The sequence below is a fragment of the Achromobacter dolens genome (genome assembly GCF_902859745.1).
GTDB classification, from domain to species: Bacteria; Pseudomonadota; Gammaproteobacteria; order Burkholderiales; family Burkholderiaceae_B; genus Achromobacter; species Achromobacter dolens.
In genome coordinates this window covers 145,611-161,988 of record NZ_CADIJW010000006.1, presented here as the reverse complement: position 1 = coordinate 161,988, position 16,378 = coordinate 145,611, and the positions used below count along the sequence as shown (strand labels likewise).

The 16,378-nt window shown below is 65.0% G+C and carries 18 protein-coding genes and 1 tRNA gene; 8 read left to right on the top strand and 11 right to left on the bottom strand.

Annotation, left to right across the window (positions count from 1 at the left end; all coding sequences use genetic code 11):
- Positions 1–269 precede the first annotated feature (269 nt).
- Together HV783_RS07795 and HV783_RS07790 are read left to right on the top strand one after the other, a co-directional pair.
- Entirely contained in the window at positions 270–1,073 is an 804-nt protein-coding gene (locus HV783_RS07795; protein WP_064523704.1) for a FadR/GntR family transcriptional regulator, read from the top strand.
- Between the two features lie 107 nt (positions 1,074–1,180).
- A complete protein-coding gene (locus tag HV783_RS07790; protein ID WP_064523701.1) occupies positions 1,181–1,957 on the top strand; it encodes a 3-oxoacyl-ACP reductase in 777 nt (258 codons plus the stop codon).
- A 28-nt stretch (positions 1,958–1,985) separates the two neighbouring features.
- Here HV783_RS07790 and HV783_RS07785 read toward each other — a convergent pair whose 3' ends face one another.
- On the bottom strand, positions 1,986–5,327 hold the full coding sequence (locus HV783_RS07785; protein WP_175188922.1) for a DEAD/DEAH box helicase: 3,342 nt from the start codon (positions 5,325–5,327) through the stop codon (positions 1,986–1,988).
- 426 nt (positions 5,328–5,753) lie between these two features.
- Between HV783_RS07785 and HV783_RS07780 the strand changes: the two genes are divergently transcribed.
- The 4 genes from HV783_RS07780 to HV783_RS07765 all read left to right on the top strand — a co-directional run bounded on the left by HV783_RS07780 (position 5,754) and on the right by HV783_RS07765 (position 7,400).
- A complete protein-coding gene (locus HV783_RS07780) occupies positions 5,754–6,068 on the top strand; it encodes a type II toxin-antitoxin system RelE/ParE family toxin (RefSeq protein WP_054504100.1) in 315 nt (104 codons plus the stop codon).
- Positions 6,065–6,376, top strand: a complete 312-nt coding sequence (locus HV783_RS07775) for an addiction module antidote protein (protein ID WP_054504099.1) — start codon at positions 6,065–6,067, stop codon at positions 6,374–6,376. The genes HV783_RS07780 and HV783_RS07775 overlap by 4 nt, the downstream gene beginning before the upstream one ends.
- A gap of 95 nt (positions 6,377–6,471) precedes the next feature.
- Positions 6,472–7,254, top strand: coding sequence for an exodeoxyribonuclease III (gene xth / locus HV783_RS07770; RefSeq protein WP_064523698.1), 783 nt, complete (start codon positions 6,472–6,474; stop codon positions 7,252–7,254).
- 70 nt (positions 7,255–7,324) lie between these two features.
- A tRNA-Ala gene (locus tag HV783_RS07765) sits at positions 7,325–7,400 on the top strand.
- Positions 7,401–7,477: 77 nt separating this feature from the next.
- Here HV783_RS07765 and HV783_RS07760 read toward each other — a convergent pair.
- The 7 genes from HV783_RS07760 to HV783_RS07730 are packed head-to-tail and all read right to left on the bottom strand — an operon-like array spanning position 7,478 to position 12,492.
- Positions 7,478–8,137, bottom strand: a complete 660-nt coding sequence (locus HV783_RS07760; protein ID WP_175188921.1) for a 4'-phosphopantetheinyl transferase family protein — start codon at positions 8,135–8,137, stop codon at positions 7,478–7,480.
- Positions 8,112–8,495 (bottom strand): thioesterase family protein, encoded by a 384-nt coding sequence (locus HV783_RS07755; RefSeq protein WP_054504096.1) that lies wholly within the window; start codon positions 8,493–8,495, stop codon positions 8,112–8,114. Before HV783_RS07755 ends, HV783_RS07760 begins: the two co-directional genes overlap by 26 nt.
- On the bottom strand, positions 8,496–9,281 hold the full coding sequence (locus HV783_RS07750; protein WP_054504095.1) for a class-II aminoacyl-tRNA synthetase family protein: 786 nt from the start codon (positions 9,279–9,281) through the stop codon (positions 8,496–8,498). It lies immediately after the preceding gene.
- 58 nt (positions 9,282–9,339) lie between these two features.
- Positions 9,340–10,296, bottom strand: coding sequence for an NAD(P)H-dependent flavin oxidoreductase (locus HV783_RS07745; protein ID WP_144655093.1), 957 nt, complete (start codon positions 10,294–10,296; stop codon positions 9,340–9,342).
- A gap of 13 nt (positions 10,297–10,309) precedes the next feature.
- Positions 10,310–11,203: a diiron oxygenase gene (locus HV783_RS07740; RefSeq protein WP_064523684.1), complete on the bottom strand. Its 894-nt coding sequence runs from the start codon at positions 11,201–11,203 to the stop codon at positions 10,310–10,312.
- 19 nt (positions 11,204–11,222) lie between these two features.
- Positions 11,223–11,471 carry an acyl carrier protein gene (locus HV783_RS07735; RefSeq protein ID WP_054504092.1) on the bottom strand — a complete coding sequence of 83 codons (249 nt, stop codon included), beginning with the start codon at positions 11,469–11,471 and terminating at the stop codon, positions 11,223–11,225.
- A 31-nt stretch (positions 11,472–11,502) separates the two neighbouring features.
- Complete coding sequence (locus tag HV783_RS07730) at positions 11,503–12,492, bottom strand: methyltransferase (RefSeq protein WP_175188920.1); 990 nt, start codon at positions 12,490–12,492, stop codon at positions 11,503–11,505.
- Between the two features lie 340 nt (positions 12,493–12,832).
- Here HV783_RS07730 and HV783_RS07725 point away from each other — a divergent pair, with 340 nt between their 5' ends.
- Together HV783_RS07725 and HV783_RS07720 are read left to right on the top strand one after the other, a co-directional pair.
- Entirely contained in the window at positions 12,833–13,597 is a 765-nt protein-coding gene (locus HV783_RS07725; protein ID WP_006386411.1) for a sulfite exporter TauE/SafE family protein, read from the top strand.
- Positions 13,598–13,720: 123 nt separating this feature from the next.
- Positions 13,721–14,422, top strand: coding sequence for a YoaK family protein (locus HV783_RS07720; RefSeq protein ID WP_047992824.1), 702 nt, complete (start codon positions 13,721–13,723; stop codon positions 14,420–14,422).
- On the opposite strand, the gene HV783_RS07715 is transcribed toward HV783_RS07720, so the two are convergent.
- The 3 genes from HV783_RS07715 to HV783_RS07705 are packed head-to-tail and all read right to left on the bottom strand — an operon-like array spanning position 14,410 to position 16,356.
- Positions 14,410–14,613 (bottom strand): hypothetical protein, encoded by a 204-nt coding sequence (locus HV783_RS07715; RefSeq protein ID WP_175143074.1) that lies wholly within the window; start codon positions 14,611–14,613, stop codon positions 14,410–14,412. The genes HV783_RS07720 and HV783_RS07715 overlap by 13 nt on opposite strands.
- Positions 14,610–15,674, bottom strand: coding sequence for an Lnb N-terminal periplasmic domain-containing protein (locus tag HV783_RS07710; RefSeq protein ID WP_116793326.1), 1,065 nt, complete (start codon positions 15,672–15,674; stop codon positions 14,610–14,612). The genes HV783_RS07715 and HV783_RS07710 overlap by 4 nt, the downstream gene beginning before the upstream one ends.
- Positions 15,658–16,356 (bottom strand): MarC family NAAT transporter, encoded by a 699-nt coding sequence (locus tag HV783_RS07705; RefSeq protein ID WP_081273394.1) that lies wholly within the window; start codon positions 16,354–16,356, stop codon positions 15,658–15,660. The genes HV783_RS07710 and HV783_RS07705 overlap by 17 nt, the downstream gene beginning before the upstream one ends.
- Positions 16,357–16,378: the final 22 nt, after the last annotated feature.

The window sequence follows — 16,378 nt, the reverse complement described above, 5'->3', positions numbered from 1 at the left end:
CGGCCGGCGAAGCCGGATCGCGCCACCCGGGCGTCGGTGGCGCGCGGTGTGGTTATGGGGGTGCTGCGGATCCATCCAAGGTAAGGGAGCGCCCCACAATTTGTCAATTGAATTGACAGCTTTCGTCCCACGCTTCAGGATATTTTTCGTCCAACTCGGGTTATCCCTAGGATTTCAAAACCATAAGGCGTTCGTCCCACGGCGGGACGCCTGGTCAGATTTGTCATGACACCGAACAAACCCGGCGCCCGCGCCATGGGAGCAAGTCAATGAGCAAAGTGCGCGATCCGCAGCTGGACAAGCTGCTCACCGCGGCCAGCCGGCCGCGGCCGGAACTTGAGGTCCTGGCCGAAGTGGCCTCGGGCCTGGGCTACGTGCGCGCCGAACGCTTCGCCGAACGGGTCTACGAAAGCCTGTTCTACGCCATCGCCACGGGCAAGATCGCGCCGGGCGCCAAGCTGCCGACCGAACTGGAACTGGCCGCGCTGTTCGAGGTATCGCGGCCGGTGGTGCGCCAGGCGCTGGACCGCCTGCGGGAAGACCAGTTGGTCGAGTCGGTGCGCGGCTCGGGCAGCTACGTGCGCGCCAAGCCCGACCTGATGGGCGGCATGCCCGCCGTCGACCCGGCGCGCCGCGTCGGCCACATCCTGGAAGGGCTGGAATTGCGCATGGTGATCGAACCGGAATGCGCCTACCTGGCCGCGTTGCGCCGCACCGACGACGACCTGCTGGAAATGGACCGCATGCTGGCCGGCTACGAAGCCGCCGACGCCGCCGGCGCCATCGCCCACCATCACGACTATGGCTTTCACCGCGCGATCGCGGCGGCCACCGGCAACCAGCGCTTCGTCCAGGTGCTCAAATCACTGGAGTACGACGTCAGCCACGCCGTCAACATGATGCGCCACCTGGTCCACAGCGAACCCTGGAAGCGCACCCGCGCCGCCATCGACGAACACCGCCAGATTTACCGCCTGATCCGCGAACAGGACGCCGAGGGCGCCCGCAACATCATGCGCGCGCATATCGAAAAAGCCCGCAGCCGCATGCTCAACAGCGGCTCGGAACATTGAGGCGGCGCCGGCGCTGCCCCGTCCGCGCGGCGGCTCATGCGGTCCGTCCGGCGCCACCGCATTTTTCCTGACCCGATTCACTGCCTGATTTCCGCCTGATTCCCACCATGCCCAGCCTTCCCCTCCCCCTGGACCAGCAACTCGTCATCGTCACCGGCGCCAGCCGCGGCCTGGGCGCGGCCATTGCCCGCGCCTTTCTGCGAGAAGGCGCGCGGGTGGTCATCAATTATCTGAACAGCGACGCCGCGGCGCGCGAACTGGCCGCCACCGCCCCGGACCGCGCGCTGGCCGTGCAGGCCGATGTGCGCGATGGCGAGGCCGTCGCCGCCATGGTGGCGCGCGCCAGCGAACATTTCGGCCGGCCGGTCGGCACCGTGGTCAACAACGCCCTGCCCGCCTTCCAGTTCGACGGCGACGCCCGCCCCCACGCCGACACGCTCGACTGGGCGCGCATGAACGCGCAACTGGAAGGCAGCGTGCGCGCCGCCCTGAACACCACCCAGGCCGTGCTGCCGTCGATGCGCGCCGCCGGCGGCGGCCGAATCATCAACGTCGGCACCAACCTGGTCCAGAACCCGGTGGTGCCGTACCACGACTACACCGCGGCCAAGGCCGCGCTGCTGGCGTTCACGCGCACGCTGTCGCACGAGTTGGGCGCGGACGGCATCACCGTCAACATGGTGTCCGGCGGGCTGCTGCGCACCACCGACGCCTCGGCCGCCACGCCGGCGGCGGTGTTCGACCTGATCGCCGCCAGCACGCCGCTACGCGAAGTGACCACGCCGGAACAGTTCGCCGACGCGGTGCTGTTTTTCGCCAGCCCGTGGTCGCGCGCGGTGACGGGGCAGAATTTGATTGTGGATGGGGGGCTGGTCAAGGGGTGATGCGGCCGCGTCGCGTCGACGAATGTGGTTAATGCGAGGGCGGCTCGCTGCCGATACCAAGGCGCTGGTCAAGAACGCGGAAATAGGGGCGTTGGCCCCAAGCGGCACGATCGCCGATCACATACAGCCGGGCCTTGGCCCGGCTGACCGCCACATTGAGCAGGTTGGGGCTTTGCGCAGCCCAATCCTTGGCCCCCGGGCGCTGCGGGTTGCCGCCCAGCACCAGGATAACGATTTCGGCCTCCTTGCCCTGGGTCGTGTGCACCGTCCCGGTCTTGGCAGGATCGAGTCCCAGCATCCGGGCCATCGCGCGCAGTTGCGTCGCCGCATCCTTGAACGGCGAGATCAGGAAAATGTCCTTGGGCGCGACCTGGTGCTCAGCTTGCAACGACCGCAATAACTTCCTGGCAGCCTCCCCCTCCTCGGGTACCCAATTGCCCACACTGGTTTGCGCGCGTACGTCGATCCAATGGCAATGCGGCCACGAATGGGCGGACGGCGATTTCCCTTGAACCATCAGCCCGTCATAAGCAATGTCGTTGCTGATGGAGAACATCGGATCATCGCAACGGCGGTGCACACGCAGAGGCGAACCGACCCAGACTTTCCCGTTCTCCTTGCCAGGCAGCCAGGTCCCCATCGACATGCTCTGATCCGACAGGCACTGCGCCGATGTGAAGCTGGGCCACCAATCCCGAGGTACTTCATAGTGCCGAGCCAGTGCGCCCTCGACCGCCGCCGGCATGCCCAGCACGGGTTCAAGCTGGTTGGGATCGCCCACCACGACGGTGCGCGCCGAGCGCCAAATGGCGCCGGCGGCCTGTTGTGGCAGCGCCTGGCCGGCTTCGTCGATCAAAAGCCAGCCGATCGACTCCCGGCCAAGCGAATGGAACATGCGAGGAATCGAGGCAAAGGTCGTGGAAATCACCGGCACCACGAGCGCGAGGCTACCGAGCGCCACCCGCGCCATGTCTTCAGGCATGCCCTTACCTTGGAGCCAGTTCGAGGCCAAGCCAAGGTTGTCGATGATCTCCTGGGGATGTGACTCGATGAAAGCGCGATGCACATCCAATCCGGCCAGAAACAGATCTTGCCGCGCGCGGCGCCAAGCCGGCGTTGACCAGGGCGAAGACAATTCGCGGGCGGCGTCATCGGCGCTGGATTGCGGCCAGTACGCCCCCAAGCGTTGCATTGCCTGCAGACATGCATGCCTGGCAGCGTCAAGCCGGTCCAATGCCTCCTGATGAGCGACCTGCTTTTGCCGCAAGGCTGTCCTAAGCTTCTCGTCCCCACCGGCCGCATCCTGATGAGCCGCCTTGGCCTTCTTGCACTCCGCGGCCAGGGCATCGTGATCGGCCCTGGATTGCCTGACTTGAGCATCGATCTGGCTGCGTCTGTTCCACCAATCCCGGTGCGAGCGTCCCCAGGTCGAAAGCCAGATCAGCAATCCAGGCCTGGCCCGATCGTGGCTGGCCAATTCAGCTTGTGCCGCCGCACACTGCTTAAGCGCGCCGGCCATCCGCGCTTGCAGGTCGTCGACGCGCTCCCGTAGCGTCGGCAGCGCGGCCTGTCGCGCCGCGAGTTCGACCTCGATAGCTCGCGCGCCACGCTCTAGTTCCTCGGCCTGGGCGCGCGCCTTGGCGACGGCCTCCGGAAGTTTCGCGTTCGCCTCCAAGACGCTTCGGCATTGACGTTCGGCCTCCTGCGCCTGTTCGAACCGGGCCACGGCCTGTGCCCAACCGATCACCGGCTTGCGTCCGCCGTCGATGATCCGGCTCAGGTGATAGCGCAGCCCTTCCCCGCCCTCGACAAAGGGATTGGCGTCCCATCGAGCCAGAAGCGCCGCTTGCGTGGGATCGTCTTGCGCGTCCGGCTGATTTTTCCTGGAATGGACGCCAGGGGGATTCTTCCACCAGAAGCTGTTCATGAACGCGCCACGGTTGGCCTTCGATCCCATGCGCGCGGCCAGGAGGCCCCAGGCGGCATTGCCCAGGACGTTGCCGGCCAGGCACTGGTAATAACCATCCGGATGCGCACTGCGCCCGGCCGCATCGGCGGGTACGGCCTTGACGCCAGGCAGTTCCAGCGAAATGTTCTCCACCGCGCCGTTGTTGGCCGAGGCCACAACGATGGCGAACCCGCTCAGGTCAGCGTGCAACGGTCGATAGTTGCACCAGAATTCACCCAGTTTCTTTGTCGTCCGCCCGGCAAAGGCCTGCCCTCCCAACCGGGCAAGGTGCGCCGCGCGCGCAGTGACAACCGCCGCCACCACATCGCGTAGCAAGGTGGTCTTGCCCGTGCCCGGCGGTCCATTGATCGCAAAAATTCCAGGCTTGGCTTCGAGCTGGCGCCACAGTTCGTTGACGGCCAGTTGCTGGCTGAACGCAAGCGGATGATCCGAAGGCCAACTTCCCGCAGGAAAAGCCGGAGGATTCAACGCCGCGAAGGCAGTCGCCACTCCATGAGCCTCGCGCATATCCACGCGCGCAGGATCCACCTTTGCCGCCGCCTGGATATATTCGGCCAGCCCTTTCCCGACATTGCCATCGACCCAGGCTCGGCGCAGCGCGTTGAGATCGCCCACAAAGAAACTATTCAGCAGATCATCGCCCGGCTGGGGATCGGACGTGCCCTGATCTCCCGTCGCGTCGGCTCTCTTGACCTGGACGCATTTGGCGGCGTGGGTCGAGGAGATCATCCCCTCGGGCAGTAGACAAAGGGCGGCAATGCGCCCGCTCAACGCATCGAGCCAGGCACGGGTGGGCGGCGCTTTTTTCTCTCGCGCCGCGGCCGTGGCGCCGACGAGCCACTGCATAAGCCGGCGGACCAGCATGTCGAAGCCCGCATAGCCGCTGTTCGGGCTCGGGATCTCGGGATTGGCCTCTGGCAAGCCGGCGGCGACGATCCTGCCGCCCTCTTCCAGCACCGCGATGCCGTCAGGGTAATGCAGGATCTGCCCTGCAGCCCAACATGCCAGGGACAGCACAAAACTCTGTGGCAGAGGATAGCCGTCTTCGTCGAAAGCCAGGTCAAAGAGGCGGCCTTGGCCACTGGGGCGGCGCTCGTCGAATACATCCTCGTGCGAACCAACCTTGACTTCCAGCAATGCCGCAAACCGCTCGATCTCGTAGAGCCCCGCCTGCAGCGTGTAGCGCCAGGCAAGGCGCGGCGCAATGCGTTTGGCCCGGTGTTTTGGATCGAACCAGGGCAAGGACTCGTCCGCGCGCAACCGGTAGACAGGCTCGGTGAGGTGGGAGGGATTGGCTTTCTCGGCCTTTTGCGGGACGCACGCCTCGACGGCGCGCCAGAACCCTAATATTCGCGGGGCTTGAGATATCGCAGGCTGCCGGCCCTGCTGTTGTTCTGCCATTGTTTTGTTCTCTTTTGAGGACTGCGGAACTTCCGATAAAAGTCGGATATTGGCGTTCTTTAAATTATACAAATTGATAATAATTTATACGGATGCGGTGGCTTTCCGGTTTGAACGGAACCCGCCTTCTGTTCGCGCAAATTACAGAAAGGAGTGAACCATGCGTGAAGCGCTGCCCGTCAACGCTTCCCACGGTTTCGGACGCCCAGAAGGGACGACTCGCCAAAACTCACTGCTTCCGTTGCTAGACTGCCGACAGGGCATTAGTCACCCGCAGGTTCAATGCCTTGGCTCGCGCATTGGCCACACCTTCCAGTGGTACGCGACTCATTCGAGCGCTACCCGCAGGCATCTCGTGCAGGTCAGGCACCGGCATCACTTCGCCGATCCGCTTGTCAAAAAAGTATCCGATCGAATACACTACCCATGTACCACATAAAGCCGCTGCCAGAGTTCGACGCTTGGTTCGACACCCTGACAGACCCGACTACGCGGGCCCGCCTGATCCGCAGGCTTGAAAAGGCCGCACGGGGTTTGCTGGGCGATGTGAAACCGGTCGGAGAGGGCGTGAGCGAGATGCGCGAGTTCTTTGGCCCCGGCTGGCGCATGTATTACGTCGAACGGGGCAATGTGCTGATCGTCATGCTGGGTGGCGGCACCAAGGGCACACAAAGCCGTGACGTCAAACAGGCCAAGGAATTGGCGCGGGCCCTGAGAAACGACGAAGAAGACCAATCATGAGCAAGAAAACGATCAAGGTTTCCGAACTGCCCACCTTCGACCCCGCGCGTTACCTGCGCGACGACAAGGACATCGCCGCCTACTTGACGCAGGTGATCGAGGACGGAGACTTCAGTGAGCTTGCCCAGGCGCTGGGAGTTGCCGCGCGCGCTCGTGGCATGACGCAAATTGCCGAGACGACTGGCATTGGCCGAGAATCGCTATACAAGGCCCTGCGCGCCGGCGCGAGCCCGCGCTTTGACACCATCGCCAAGGTATGCAAGGCATTGGGCGTGCGTCTCGTCGTCCAGGCCAAGCATCCGGCCTAGGCACGCATGACGAGCGTGGCCGGGCCAGTAGCCGGAAACCAAGATTTCCTAGAGAATCCCTCCCACCTTCCGCAACGATAAACTGCATTCCCCCCATGAAATTAGCCACCTGGAACGTCAACTCCCTGAACGTGCGCCTGCCGCAAGTGCTGGACTGGCTGGGCGCCAATCCCGTCGACGTGCTGTGCATCCAGGAACTGAAGCTGACCGACGACAAGTTTCCCGAGGATGCCTTCAAGGAAGCCGGTTACCACGCCGTCTGGGCCGGCCAGAAGACCTACAACGGCGTCGCCATCGTGTCGCGCGTGCCGGGCACGTCCATGGTGCGCAACCTGCCCACCTACGAAGACCCGCAGCAGCGCGTGCTGGCCCTGACCTTCCCCAGCGCCGACGGCGAGGTGCGCGTGGTCTGCGCCTATTGCCCCAATGGCCAATCGGTCGGTTCCGACAAGTATGCCTACAAGCTCGAATGGTTCGCCGCCATGCGCGCCTGGCTGGCCGACGAGATCAAGCAGTACCCGCGCCTGGCGGTGCTCGGCGACTACAACGTCGCGCCGGCCGACGAGGACGTGCACAACCCCGAGAAATGGGAAGGCCAGGTGCTGGTCTCCGAACCCGAGCGCCAGGCGCTGCGCGAGCTGATCGACCTGGGTCTGGCCGACTCCTTCCGCCTGTTCGAGCAGCCCGAGAAATCGTTTTCGTGGTGGGATTACCGCCAATTCGCGTTCCGCCGCAATGCCGGCCTGCGCATCGACCACATCCTGCTGTCGGCGCCGCTGGTCAAGCGCTGCACCGCCTGCGTGATCGACAAGGAGCCGCGCCGCAACGAACAGCCGTCCGACCACGCGCCGGTGGTGGCCACGCTGACGTTCGATTGAGCCAAAAATCTTGCGCGCCGGCTTGCACGGCGCGCGGAAATTCCTGTATAGTTGCGCTCTTGCTTGATTTGGGGCGGTAGCTCAGCTGGGAGAGCGTCGCGTTCGCAATGCGAAGGTCGGGAGTTCGATCCTCCTCCGCTCCACCAATTCAATCTCCAGAGTGATCTGGGCAAGTCCGGAACAGCGCCTTAAGGCGCTGTTTTTGTTTGGTCGCTTGGCCTGACTATTTCCGGCCAGCGCCCAGGATCCGGCCAGTACCCACGACTGAAAGGCTGGCGGCCGTTGGGCTGCCGGCCACGGGACTACCGACCACGGGACTACCGGCCACGGCGCCGGCTGCGCCAAGGCCGGGCTGCAGCAAGGATATGGCGGGCTTGCCATATTCCTCCCGGTAACCCACGCATAGCAGCACCCTGCCGACACGCTCGCACCGCGCGACGAATCGCCAGCGGCTCAATACCAGGCCGATTTCTTGCGCCCCGTCCTGGCCGCAAGGCCGGGCCCAGGCGATGGACAAGCGCGGCAGCGCGTGCAGCAGCCCCAGCCCCACGCTTTTTGCGCAAGCCTCGCGGGCGACCCAGCCGACCAGGAAGTCCACCACGACGAGGTCCCGCCGCGCCAGCCAAGCCGCCAGGCGGCGTTGGCGGGCGGCCAGATCGGGCCGGTCCAGATGCTCGATATCAATGCCCACATACTTGCGATTGGCATATAGCCGCGCCTGCACGCCGGCACTGTGGCTCACGCCGAAACCGGCAAGGCCGGGAAGGTACGGCTTGCCTAACCGGGTGCGCAGGATCGGGGCGCGCGCGGCCCGCCCGACCAGCACCGGATCGGGACGGCCCAGCACTACCGTGACATCAAAGTTCGACGAGGGTGCGGTCATGCGTGCCGGTCGCGATCAGGGTGTCGGCCTCGCCCGCCACGGCGCGGGCGCTGAACCGCAGGGAATGGCCGAACATCGCCTCCACCGTGATCGTCAGCCGCACCGCGCTGCCTGGGTGCGCGGGCGCAACGTGGCGCACGCTGACCGCATGCCCGACCGACCCGCAGCGCCCGTCGCCCGCCAGCCGGATGCACTCGGTCGCGTAAGACTCGATCCAATAGACAATCACCGGGGTGGCCAGCACATCCCGATCTCCTCCATAGTTCAATGCGCTTGCGGCGGCATCGACCATGCAGGTTTTCGTGAACTGCTGTCCCGTCTCGAACAGCGCCTGCGCCTGTAGCGTCGGGCCATCCATCTAGGCGCGCTCCAGCGCGGCGAGCGCATCCGCCGCATTGCCGAAACGATCCTTGAACATGGAGATCCATCGCTCCAGCCCAAACGCGACACAACTGGTATGCACGAAGCTGTCGGCCAGGCGGATATCGAACTTTTCTCCGAAGTAGTTGCGGTGATAGTTCAGCGACGACACGGCGTGGCCGTCGAACACCAGCTCACGCTTGGTGGGCGTCAGCGCCGACAGGCGCGCCACGGCGCTGCCGGAATCAAAGAAGGGATCGTTGGCTTCTTCACAACCCGCGCTGATCCCAAGTTGCGCGAACAGGGAGAACAGGCGGTCGTACCCCGCTTCCAGGTGCGCCTGCGCGCCCTGCGCGGTGCCCAGGTACACGTATTCCTTCATGGTGAAGTTGAAAGCGCGGTAACGATCCAGCGCCTTGTCCTCGTGCCGGAAGCAGCGCGCGATGCAGGACTCCACCCGCGCGTCTTCGAGGTGCTGCCCTTGCAGCCCCAGGTAGACCTTGTAGCAGGTGGCCGGCAACAGCGCCACGTCGGCGCAAAGCGCCTTGAAATCCTGGTCCAGCTTGCGCTGGCCGCGCGCGAACCCCAGCAACTCGCCCTTTTCTATCGAGCACATGACGCAGGTCAGGTGCGGGAAATTGCGCACGTAACCCAGCGCATTGATCTCTTCATGGGCCAGCAAGCTGTCGAACTCGGTGGTGGCGTCGGGCGCAATCGAGAATATGTCGTCCAGTTTGGCCTGCAGCACGTTCTTTACCTGGTGCCATTGCTTTTCGATAATCACGATTCAATCTCCTGAAAATCCCTGAAAGCACTTGAGTGAATGCATGCACGACCCGGCCTTACGCCGTCAGGTCAGCCAGCACCTGGCGGACGGTTCGGATGGAATGCGTGTCCTTGCAGGACGTGCCGCAATACAACGCCATTTCCTCGATCAAACCCTCGGTGTGCACGGTGGGTACCGCAACGCTGTAACGCAGGATGGGATAACGCTTGCCAAAGTAATGCGCGGAACCGATGACACTGGCCGGCAGCGATTGCTCGCAACTGGCATTGCGGATAACCCGGTGGCGATGGGTGTGCCAGCCGATGCTGAAGCGGTCGGTGACCACGGTATCGCCGGGCGTGGCGTTCACGATCGCCTGCTTGTAGCGCTCGTGCGCGGCGGACTCCCGGGTGGCCGCGAATACGGTGCCGCACAGCGCGCCGGAAAATCCGGCCTGCACCACCTGGCGCAACTCCGCCGCGTTGCTGATGCCGCCGCTTAGAAACACCATGCGCCTGTCGACGCCATGACGGCCGGCCTGGTCCAGCGCCTGTCCGCGCGCGGTCGAGCCCAGGTGATGGCCGCCCGCCTCCGTCGTCTGCAACACGCCAAAGCGCGCGCCGGCATCGAACCCCGCTTCCAGCTCGTCCCAGGTCCCGCCTTGCACGCCATATTCCATGCCGGCCGGCAAGGCCCGCAGCACGGGGGCATCCGGCAGGCCGAAGAAGGTCACGACCGGCCGCTCCGGACGGTCCGCCAGAAAGGCGAGCCGCTCCAGCAACGCGTCCGCGTCCAGTACGAAGGGCACCAGATTCACGCCGAAGCGCGCGCGGGTCAGTTGGGCCGTGCGCGCAAGCAACGCGCCGATCTCGTCGAGCGTGTGGCGATACAGGCCTATCATGCCGAACGCGCCCGCCTCGCACACGGCGGCCGCCAGTTCCGGCTGCGCCACGCCGCCCATGCCGGCCTGCAGGACAGGCAAGCACGCGCCAAAAAACGCCTCCACCTCGGGACTGCTGGCAATCCGCGCCATGGTGAACCTCCGCCTATAGCGCAGCCAGATTCAAGTCCGTCACCAGCCCCTGTTTGGTGAAGTAGGCGGCGCTACGCTTGAACCATTGCTCGTGGATGGCCTTGCGCGCCGGATGCGACCGCAGCGCGTTGCGCATGGCGTTGCCGTTGCGAAACCCCAGCGGCTCGTAGACCTTGGCATCGTCATAGACGGCGGGGTTGTACATCAGGCTGATGAAGTACCGGAACATATTCGTTACCGTGCGCGCCACCTCCGCCCGCGTCGCGTCGGGATCGCCGCTGCGCTCCAAGGCCAGCCGATACAGGCGCGGCACCATTTCCCGGCCGAAGGACACGTGGCGGGACTCATCGACATGGTGCTGGTAGTTGATCTGCTTGAGGATCTCGGTGATGCCGTCCGTGGTGCCGACCTTATGGTTGTAGTAGTCGACAAACTCCTCGAAGATCAGCGTGCTGGCGAACATGTACAAGTCGTCCAACTCTGGCGTGGCGGCCTGCGCATCGCCCTGCAACTGAATGGATGGATATATCTTTCCCGCATAATCCAGGCAGGCCTTGGCGAAATACCACATATGGAAGTTCTCTTCGCCCATGAAGACATGCAGGTATTCGGAGACATCGGCATAGCGCTCTTCATAGATGCAGCGGCTGACAAAGCCCAGCACCCCTTTGATGCCATGCACGTTCAGGCTGAAGAAATTGACCGCCTCCCACTTGCTGAGCCGTATCTGCTGCGCGGCGTCCAATTGCTCCTGCAAGGGCGTTCCATAGGTGGTGAGCAAGTCATTGCTGCACCAGGGCTGGTCATCCGGGATACGGGCGGGCCACTCGAAACGCTCGTAGGGATCATGCGAACGCCCCTTGGATAGCGTCTTCAGGCGTTCGATTCTTGAGTAGTCGAATGTCATGGTGCGCTCCTCGCTCGGCCTAGCGCTGTGCCTGGACGAAGTTGACGATGGCATCCACCGTGCGCAGGTCGTCGACGGTGATGGCGGTCGAGACATCACGCCCGACCAGTTCGCCCAGGAACATGATGAAATCCAGGAACTGCATGCTGTCCAGGATGCGCTCTTCGATCAGGTTCTTCTCCTTGATGCCTTCGACCTGCGCATTGCGGTTTTCCTTCAGCCAGGCGATCACTTCGGCTTCGGTATCGGTGACGGTCTGTGTGGACATAGGGACTCCGGTTCAATAGGTGGATAACGCGTCAGACCTTGACGGCCGACAGCAGGCAGAACCCGCTGCTCTCCTGGCGCAGCACGGCCTGGCGCTCAAACCCCGCACCCGCGATCCGCGCCTGCATGTCGCCCACCGTCCAACTGCGCCCGCCGTCCCACAGCGCCAGCGCGGACAGGTTGTGCAAGGTGGTGAACAACGGCGCGCGCCGGCCCTCGGCAAGGAAGTAGCCTTGCACCAGCAAGGTTCCGCCCGGGCGCAATGCCTGCCTTGCGCGGTCCAGCATCGATCGGCACACCTGCGCGCTCTCCTGATGCAGCACGTTCGAAAAAAGCAGCGCGTCGGCCGCCTCGCCAAAGCCGTCCTGCCGATAATCGGCCACCTTGGCGCTCACGCGGTCCGCCAGGCCGGCTGCGCGCACGGTTTCGCGCGTGATCTCGACAACCGGCGCCAGATCCAGAACCTGCGCGGTTACATCGGGCCGCGCCGCGCACAAGGCAATCGAATACGTGCCCGCGCCCCCGCCCACATCCACCAGATGGCGAATGGGCACGTCTTGCAGGGCCTGCGCGAACGCGGGGCCGGAACGGGACGCGAACTGGTGCATGCCGAGGATGAAATCGCGCATGAACTGGGGGTCCTCGCCCAGCCACTTGGATTGGTTGTCCACCGCCTCGCCTCGCCGCACCGCCTCGGCCAGTTGCGTCCAGGGCTGTTTCCAGCGCGCCATGACGCGCAGCCAGCACAACAGGGATTCGGGGCTGTCCTCGGTGAGGAAACGCGCACTGAGATCGGTATTGGCGTAGCGCTCGCCGTCGCATGCCAGCAGCTTTTGCGCGACCGCGCAGTCCAGCAAGCGTTCCAGCGGCTCGGATTCGCAACCGATTTCCCGAGCCAGCTCGGCGCAGGTACGGGGTTCGGTCAAACGCTGGGCAATCCCCAGATCGGCCAGGGCATACAAGGGTTGCCCCTCCCAATGCCCGAATGCCAACCGGGAAAACGCCATGAAGCTCACATCCATCGAGATTCCCTCCTGATTCAACGGTGATGGCCCGCAGGGCCAGACAGGTGAACACGCAACAACTCCGGGGACGGAGTTGGAAACCAGCGATCAGGACGGGATACACGCAAAGCCGATGCAGATCCGGCCGCATGCGCCATCCTGGGGAGTGACAGCGATCTTGCGGGGGCGGCTAAAAGGCGTCGCCGGAGTTTCAATATGGTCCATATATTGGACCATTATTTATTGTTTAATTTTCGAGCATTCTATACCCACGCAGAAAATAGGCAATAATAAATTTCACCCGATATTTTGGTCCATTATATGGACCATAAACATTGTTTAACGAAGAGGTGTGGGCATGGAGTGGACCATCGCGGCACTGCTGGCCGGCGCGGGCACGCTGGGCGGCGTCATCAATGCGCTGGCGGGCGGCGCCACATTGATTACCTTTCCCGCGATGGTGGCGGCGGGCCTGCCGCCCGTCATCGCCAATGCCTCCAGCGCGGTCGCCATCTCACCCGGCCATATCCTCGCGGCGCTGGCGGATCGTGAAAATCTGCCCGCTCCCGATCGGCGCTTCTGGCTGTTATCCATCGCCACCACCGCGGGCGGCGCGCTGGGCGCATTCATCCTGCTTGCCATTCCCCCCGCCTATTTCATCCTGCCCGTGCCGGCCCTGATCGCGTTCGCCACCCTGCTGTTCGCCTTTGCGCCCCAGGTGCAGGCCTGGAGCGCGCGCCGACGCGGCGGCCAGGCGCAGGACGGCCCCGCGCGCGGCGTGCTGCCGATCGCGCTGGCCTCCGTGTATGGCGGTTTTTTCGGCGCCGGGCTGGGCGTGATCCTGACCGCGGTGATTTCCATCACGGATCCCGGAAACCTGCGCGCCATCAAATCGCTGAAAAACCTGCTGGCCACATTTGTCACCGCCGCGGCAATCGTCATCTTCATCGTGCAGGGTTCGGTGCATTGGCCGGCCACGCTATGCATGCTGGCCGGCGCGCTGGCGGGCGGCTACCTGGGCGGCCACTTGATACGCGTCCTGCCGGCTTCGGCCATCCGGGCGTTCGTGATCGTCACGGGCGCCGCCATGACCGTGATCTATGCGGCGAAGTACTGGTTCTGAACGCCCCGCGCCATCGCCGGACCGAGCGCATCACCGGCGTCATCGGAACATCGTCCTGCGTGCGTGAACGCCGCAACTGCGATACAACGGTAGGCACTCTGCCGTCACCCGGATGGAACACCGATGCCCGCGCCCGCCACCGCCGCTCCCCCTGCCGCCCCCGCTGGCGAACGCCTGCCGCTGCTGCTGAGCCTGAACGCGGGCTACGTCGACACCCTGGGGTTCATCGCGCTGCACGGCCTGTTTTCCGCGCACGTGACGGGCAACTTCGTCACCATCGGCTACGCGCTCGGCAACGGCGCCTCGGGCGCCTGGACCAAGCTGGCGGCCCTGCCGATGTTTTGCCTGGGCGTGTTCCTGGCGCGCCTGTATGGCCAGGCGCGACGCGACGCGGGCAAGCCGGCGTTCATGCGGTTGCTCACGGCCAAGACGCTGCTGCTGTGCGTGGCGGCCGCGCTGGCCCTGGCGCTGGGGCCGTTTCCGATGGGTGATAGCTGGGGGCTGTTCGCCACCGGCATGACGCTGGTGCTGGCGATGTCGATCCAGAACGCGGTGCACCGCGTCCACCTGGGCGCGGCGCCGCCCTCGACGCTGATGACTGGCACCACCACGCAGATCATGCTGGACCTGGCGGACGCCGCGCGCGGCCAGGCCGACGAAGCGGTCAAGCGCCGCATGGGGCGCATGGGACGGGCTGTGCTGGCGTTCGCGATCGGTTGCGGCGCGGCGGCGCTATTGCACGTGTCGATCGGATTGTGGGCGTTCGTGCTGCCGCCGCTGGTGTCGCTGGCGGGACAGGCGCTGGCGCGGCCCTACCCCGGCTGACGCGCCTGGCTGGCGCGCCGGGCCTGGGCGCCCTTGCCCTGCGGGCGCGGATCGCGCGGCGCCTGGCCGGCCCGCCGGCCGCGCAGGCGGCGGGCAATGGCGTCATAGAGCCGCACGCCGGGCGTGCGCATCAGCAGGAACACCAGCACGCCCGCCGACAGGAGCCACAATACGGCGCGCAGCGAGATCATGGCGTGCCTCCCGCCGGTTCGGCGCGCAGGTGGCGCCGGATCGACCGCGAGAAACCGATCGAGTCTTCGCCCAGGATCGGCGGAATGCCGACAAAGCCGCGTTCACGCAGCGTCTGCAGGGGCTGTCGGGTATCGAGTCCGCCCTGCTCATAGAGATATTCGGGCAGGTAGCCCGACAACAGGATGCGGTAGTCCAGCGGCAGCCCGGGCACGATGGCCCGCACCATGCGATAGACCAGCGTGGTGCAGTTGGCGGTGACCGTATGGTAGAAGCGCGGCGTGTCGGCCAGCTCGTTGGCGGTGCGCACGTACGACAGGAACAGTTCGCGCATGGCATCGACCGGCATCTGCACCGGGTAGATGTAGACATTCTCCGCGCGCGGGCCGGCGCGCACATAGAGCACGTCACGCTCGTCGGCGGCCACCACGCTCAGTTCGAATTTCTTGAAGAAGCCGCCCAGTTCGGAGAACTGTTCGCCGCGTTCCTTGCGGATCTCGACCGAGAACACCACATGGCGGCCATCGGCGAAACCGAACGAGACCAGGGTGTGGGCGATGGCCGGACCGTCCCAGTACGACAGCACCATGTCCACCGAGCGCAGGTCGTTCAGGTCGTAGACCCGGGTTTCCCAGCGCTGCGTGTAGTCGCTGTCCGAACGCCACTTGAAGTCGCGCACATTGTCCAGCGTGACGATGCTGCCCGCGACACTGCCGCGCAGGGTGCGGGCCACGTCGTCGGCCCAGACCCGGTCATTGGAGGGCGCGATGCCCTGCCACCAGGCCGCCAGCGCGATCACTGCCAACAGATAGGCCCACAGCGCGGGGCGGCGGCGCAAGCGACCGACGCCATGCCACAGCCGCAGCAAGGCATACAGCCCCAGGGCGACCCAGGCCAGCATCAGCACCGCCCTGGCCCAGACGGCCCCCGGCCCCTGATACCAGAACGCCAGGCAGGCCCATGCCATCGAGAACAGCATCAGCAGGCTGAGCGCCAGGCGCCCCAGCAAGCGCAGGCAGCGCCAGGCCCGGCCGGCGCGTTCGCGGTCAGGCACCGGCGCCATGTTGACTCACGATTTCCAGCACGCCATTGATGACGAACTGCACGCCCATGCACACCAGCAGGAACCCCATGATGCGCGAGATGGCTTCGACCCCGCCGTTGCCGATCAGGGCGACAATGCGGCCGGCCGAACGCAGGCAGATCCAGAACAACACGCCCAGCAGCGAAAAGACGATGATCGGCGTGACGGCGATGGTCCAGGCGGGATACTCGCTGGCGGCCTGGCTGCCGACCGTCGAGGCGGCGCTGATGATCATGGCGATGGTGCCCGGGCCCGCCGTGCCCGGCAGCGCCAAGGGCACGAAAGCAATGTTGGGCACCTGGCGATGGATCGCGACATCGGCGGCCACGTCAGCCTCGCGCTCGTCGCTGGCGGCGCTGGCCGCCGCCGGAAACAGCATGGTGAAGCCAATGCTGACCACGATCAGCCCGCCGGCGATGCGCAGACCCGGGATCGAGATGCCGAACGTGGCCATGATCCAGGCGCCGGCGTAGTACGTCACCAGCATGATGCCCACGACATAACAGGCGGCCTGCCGGATCTGGCGTTCGCGTTCTTTGTAGGGAATGTGCTGCCCGAGAGACAGCAGCATGGTCATGGAGGTCAAGGGGTTGGCCAGCGGCAGCATCAGCGCCAGGCCCAGGCTGACCAGCTTGCCCAGTTGAACCAGATCATCAATCATCGCGGCGGAGGAAAAAACGGCG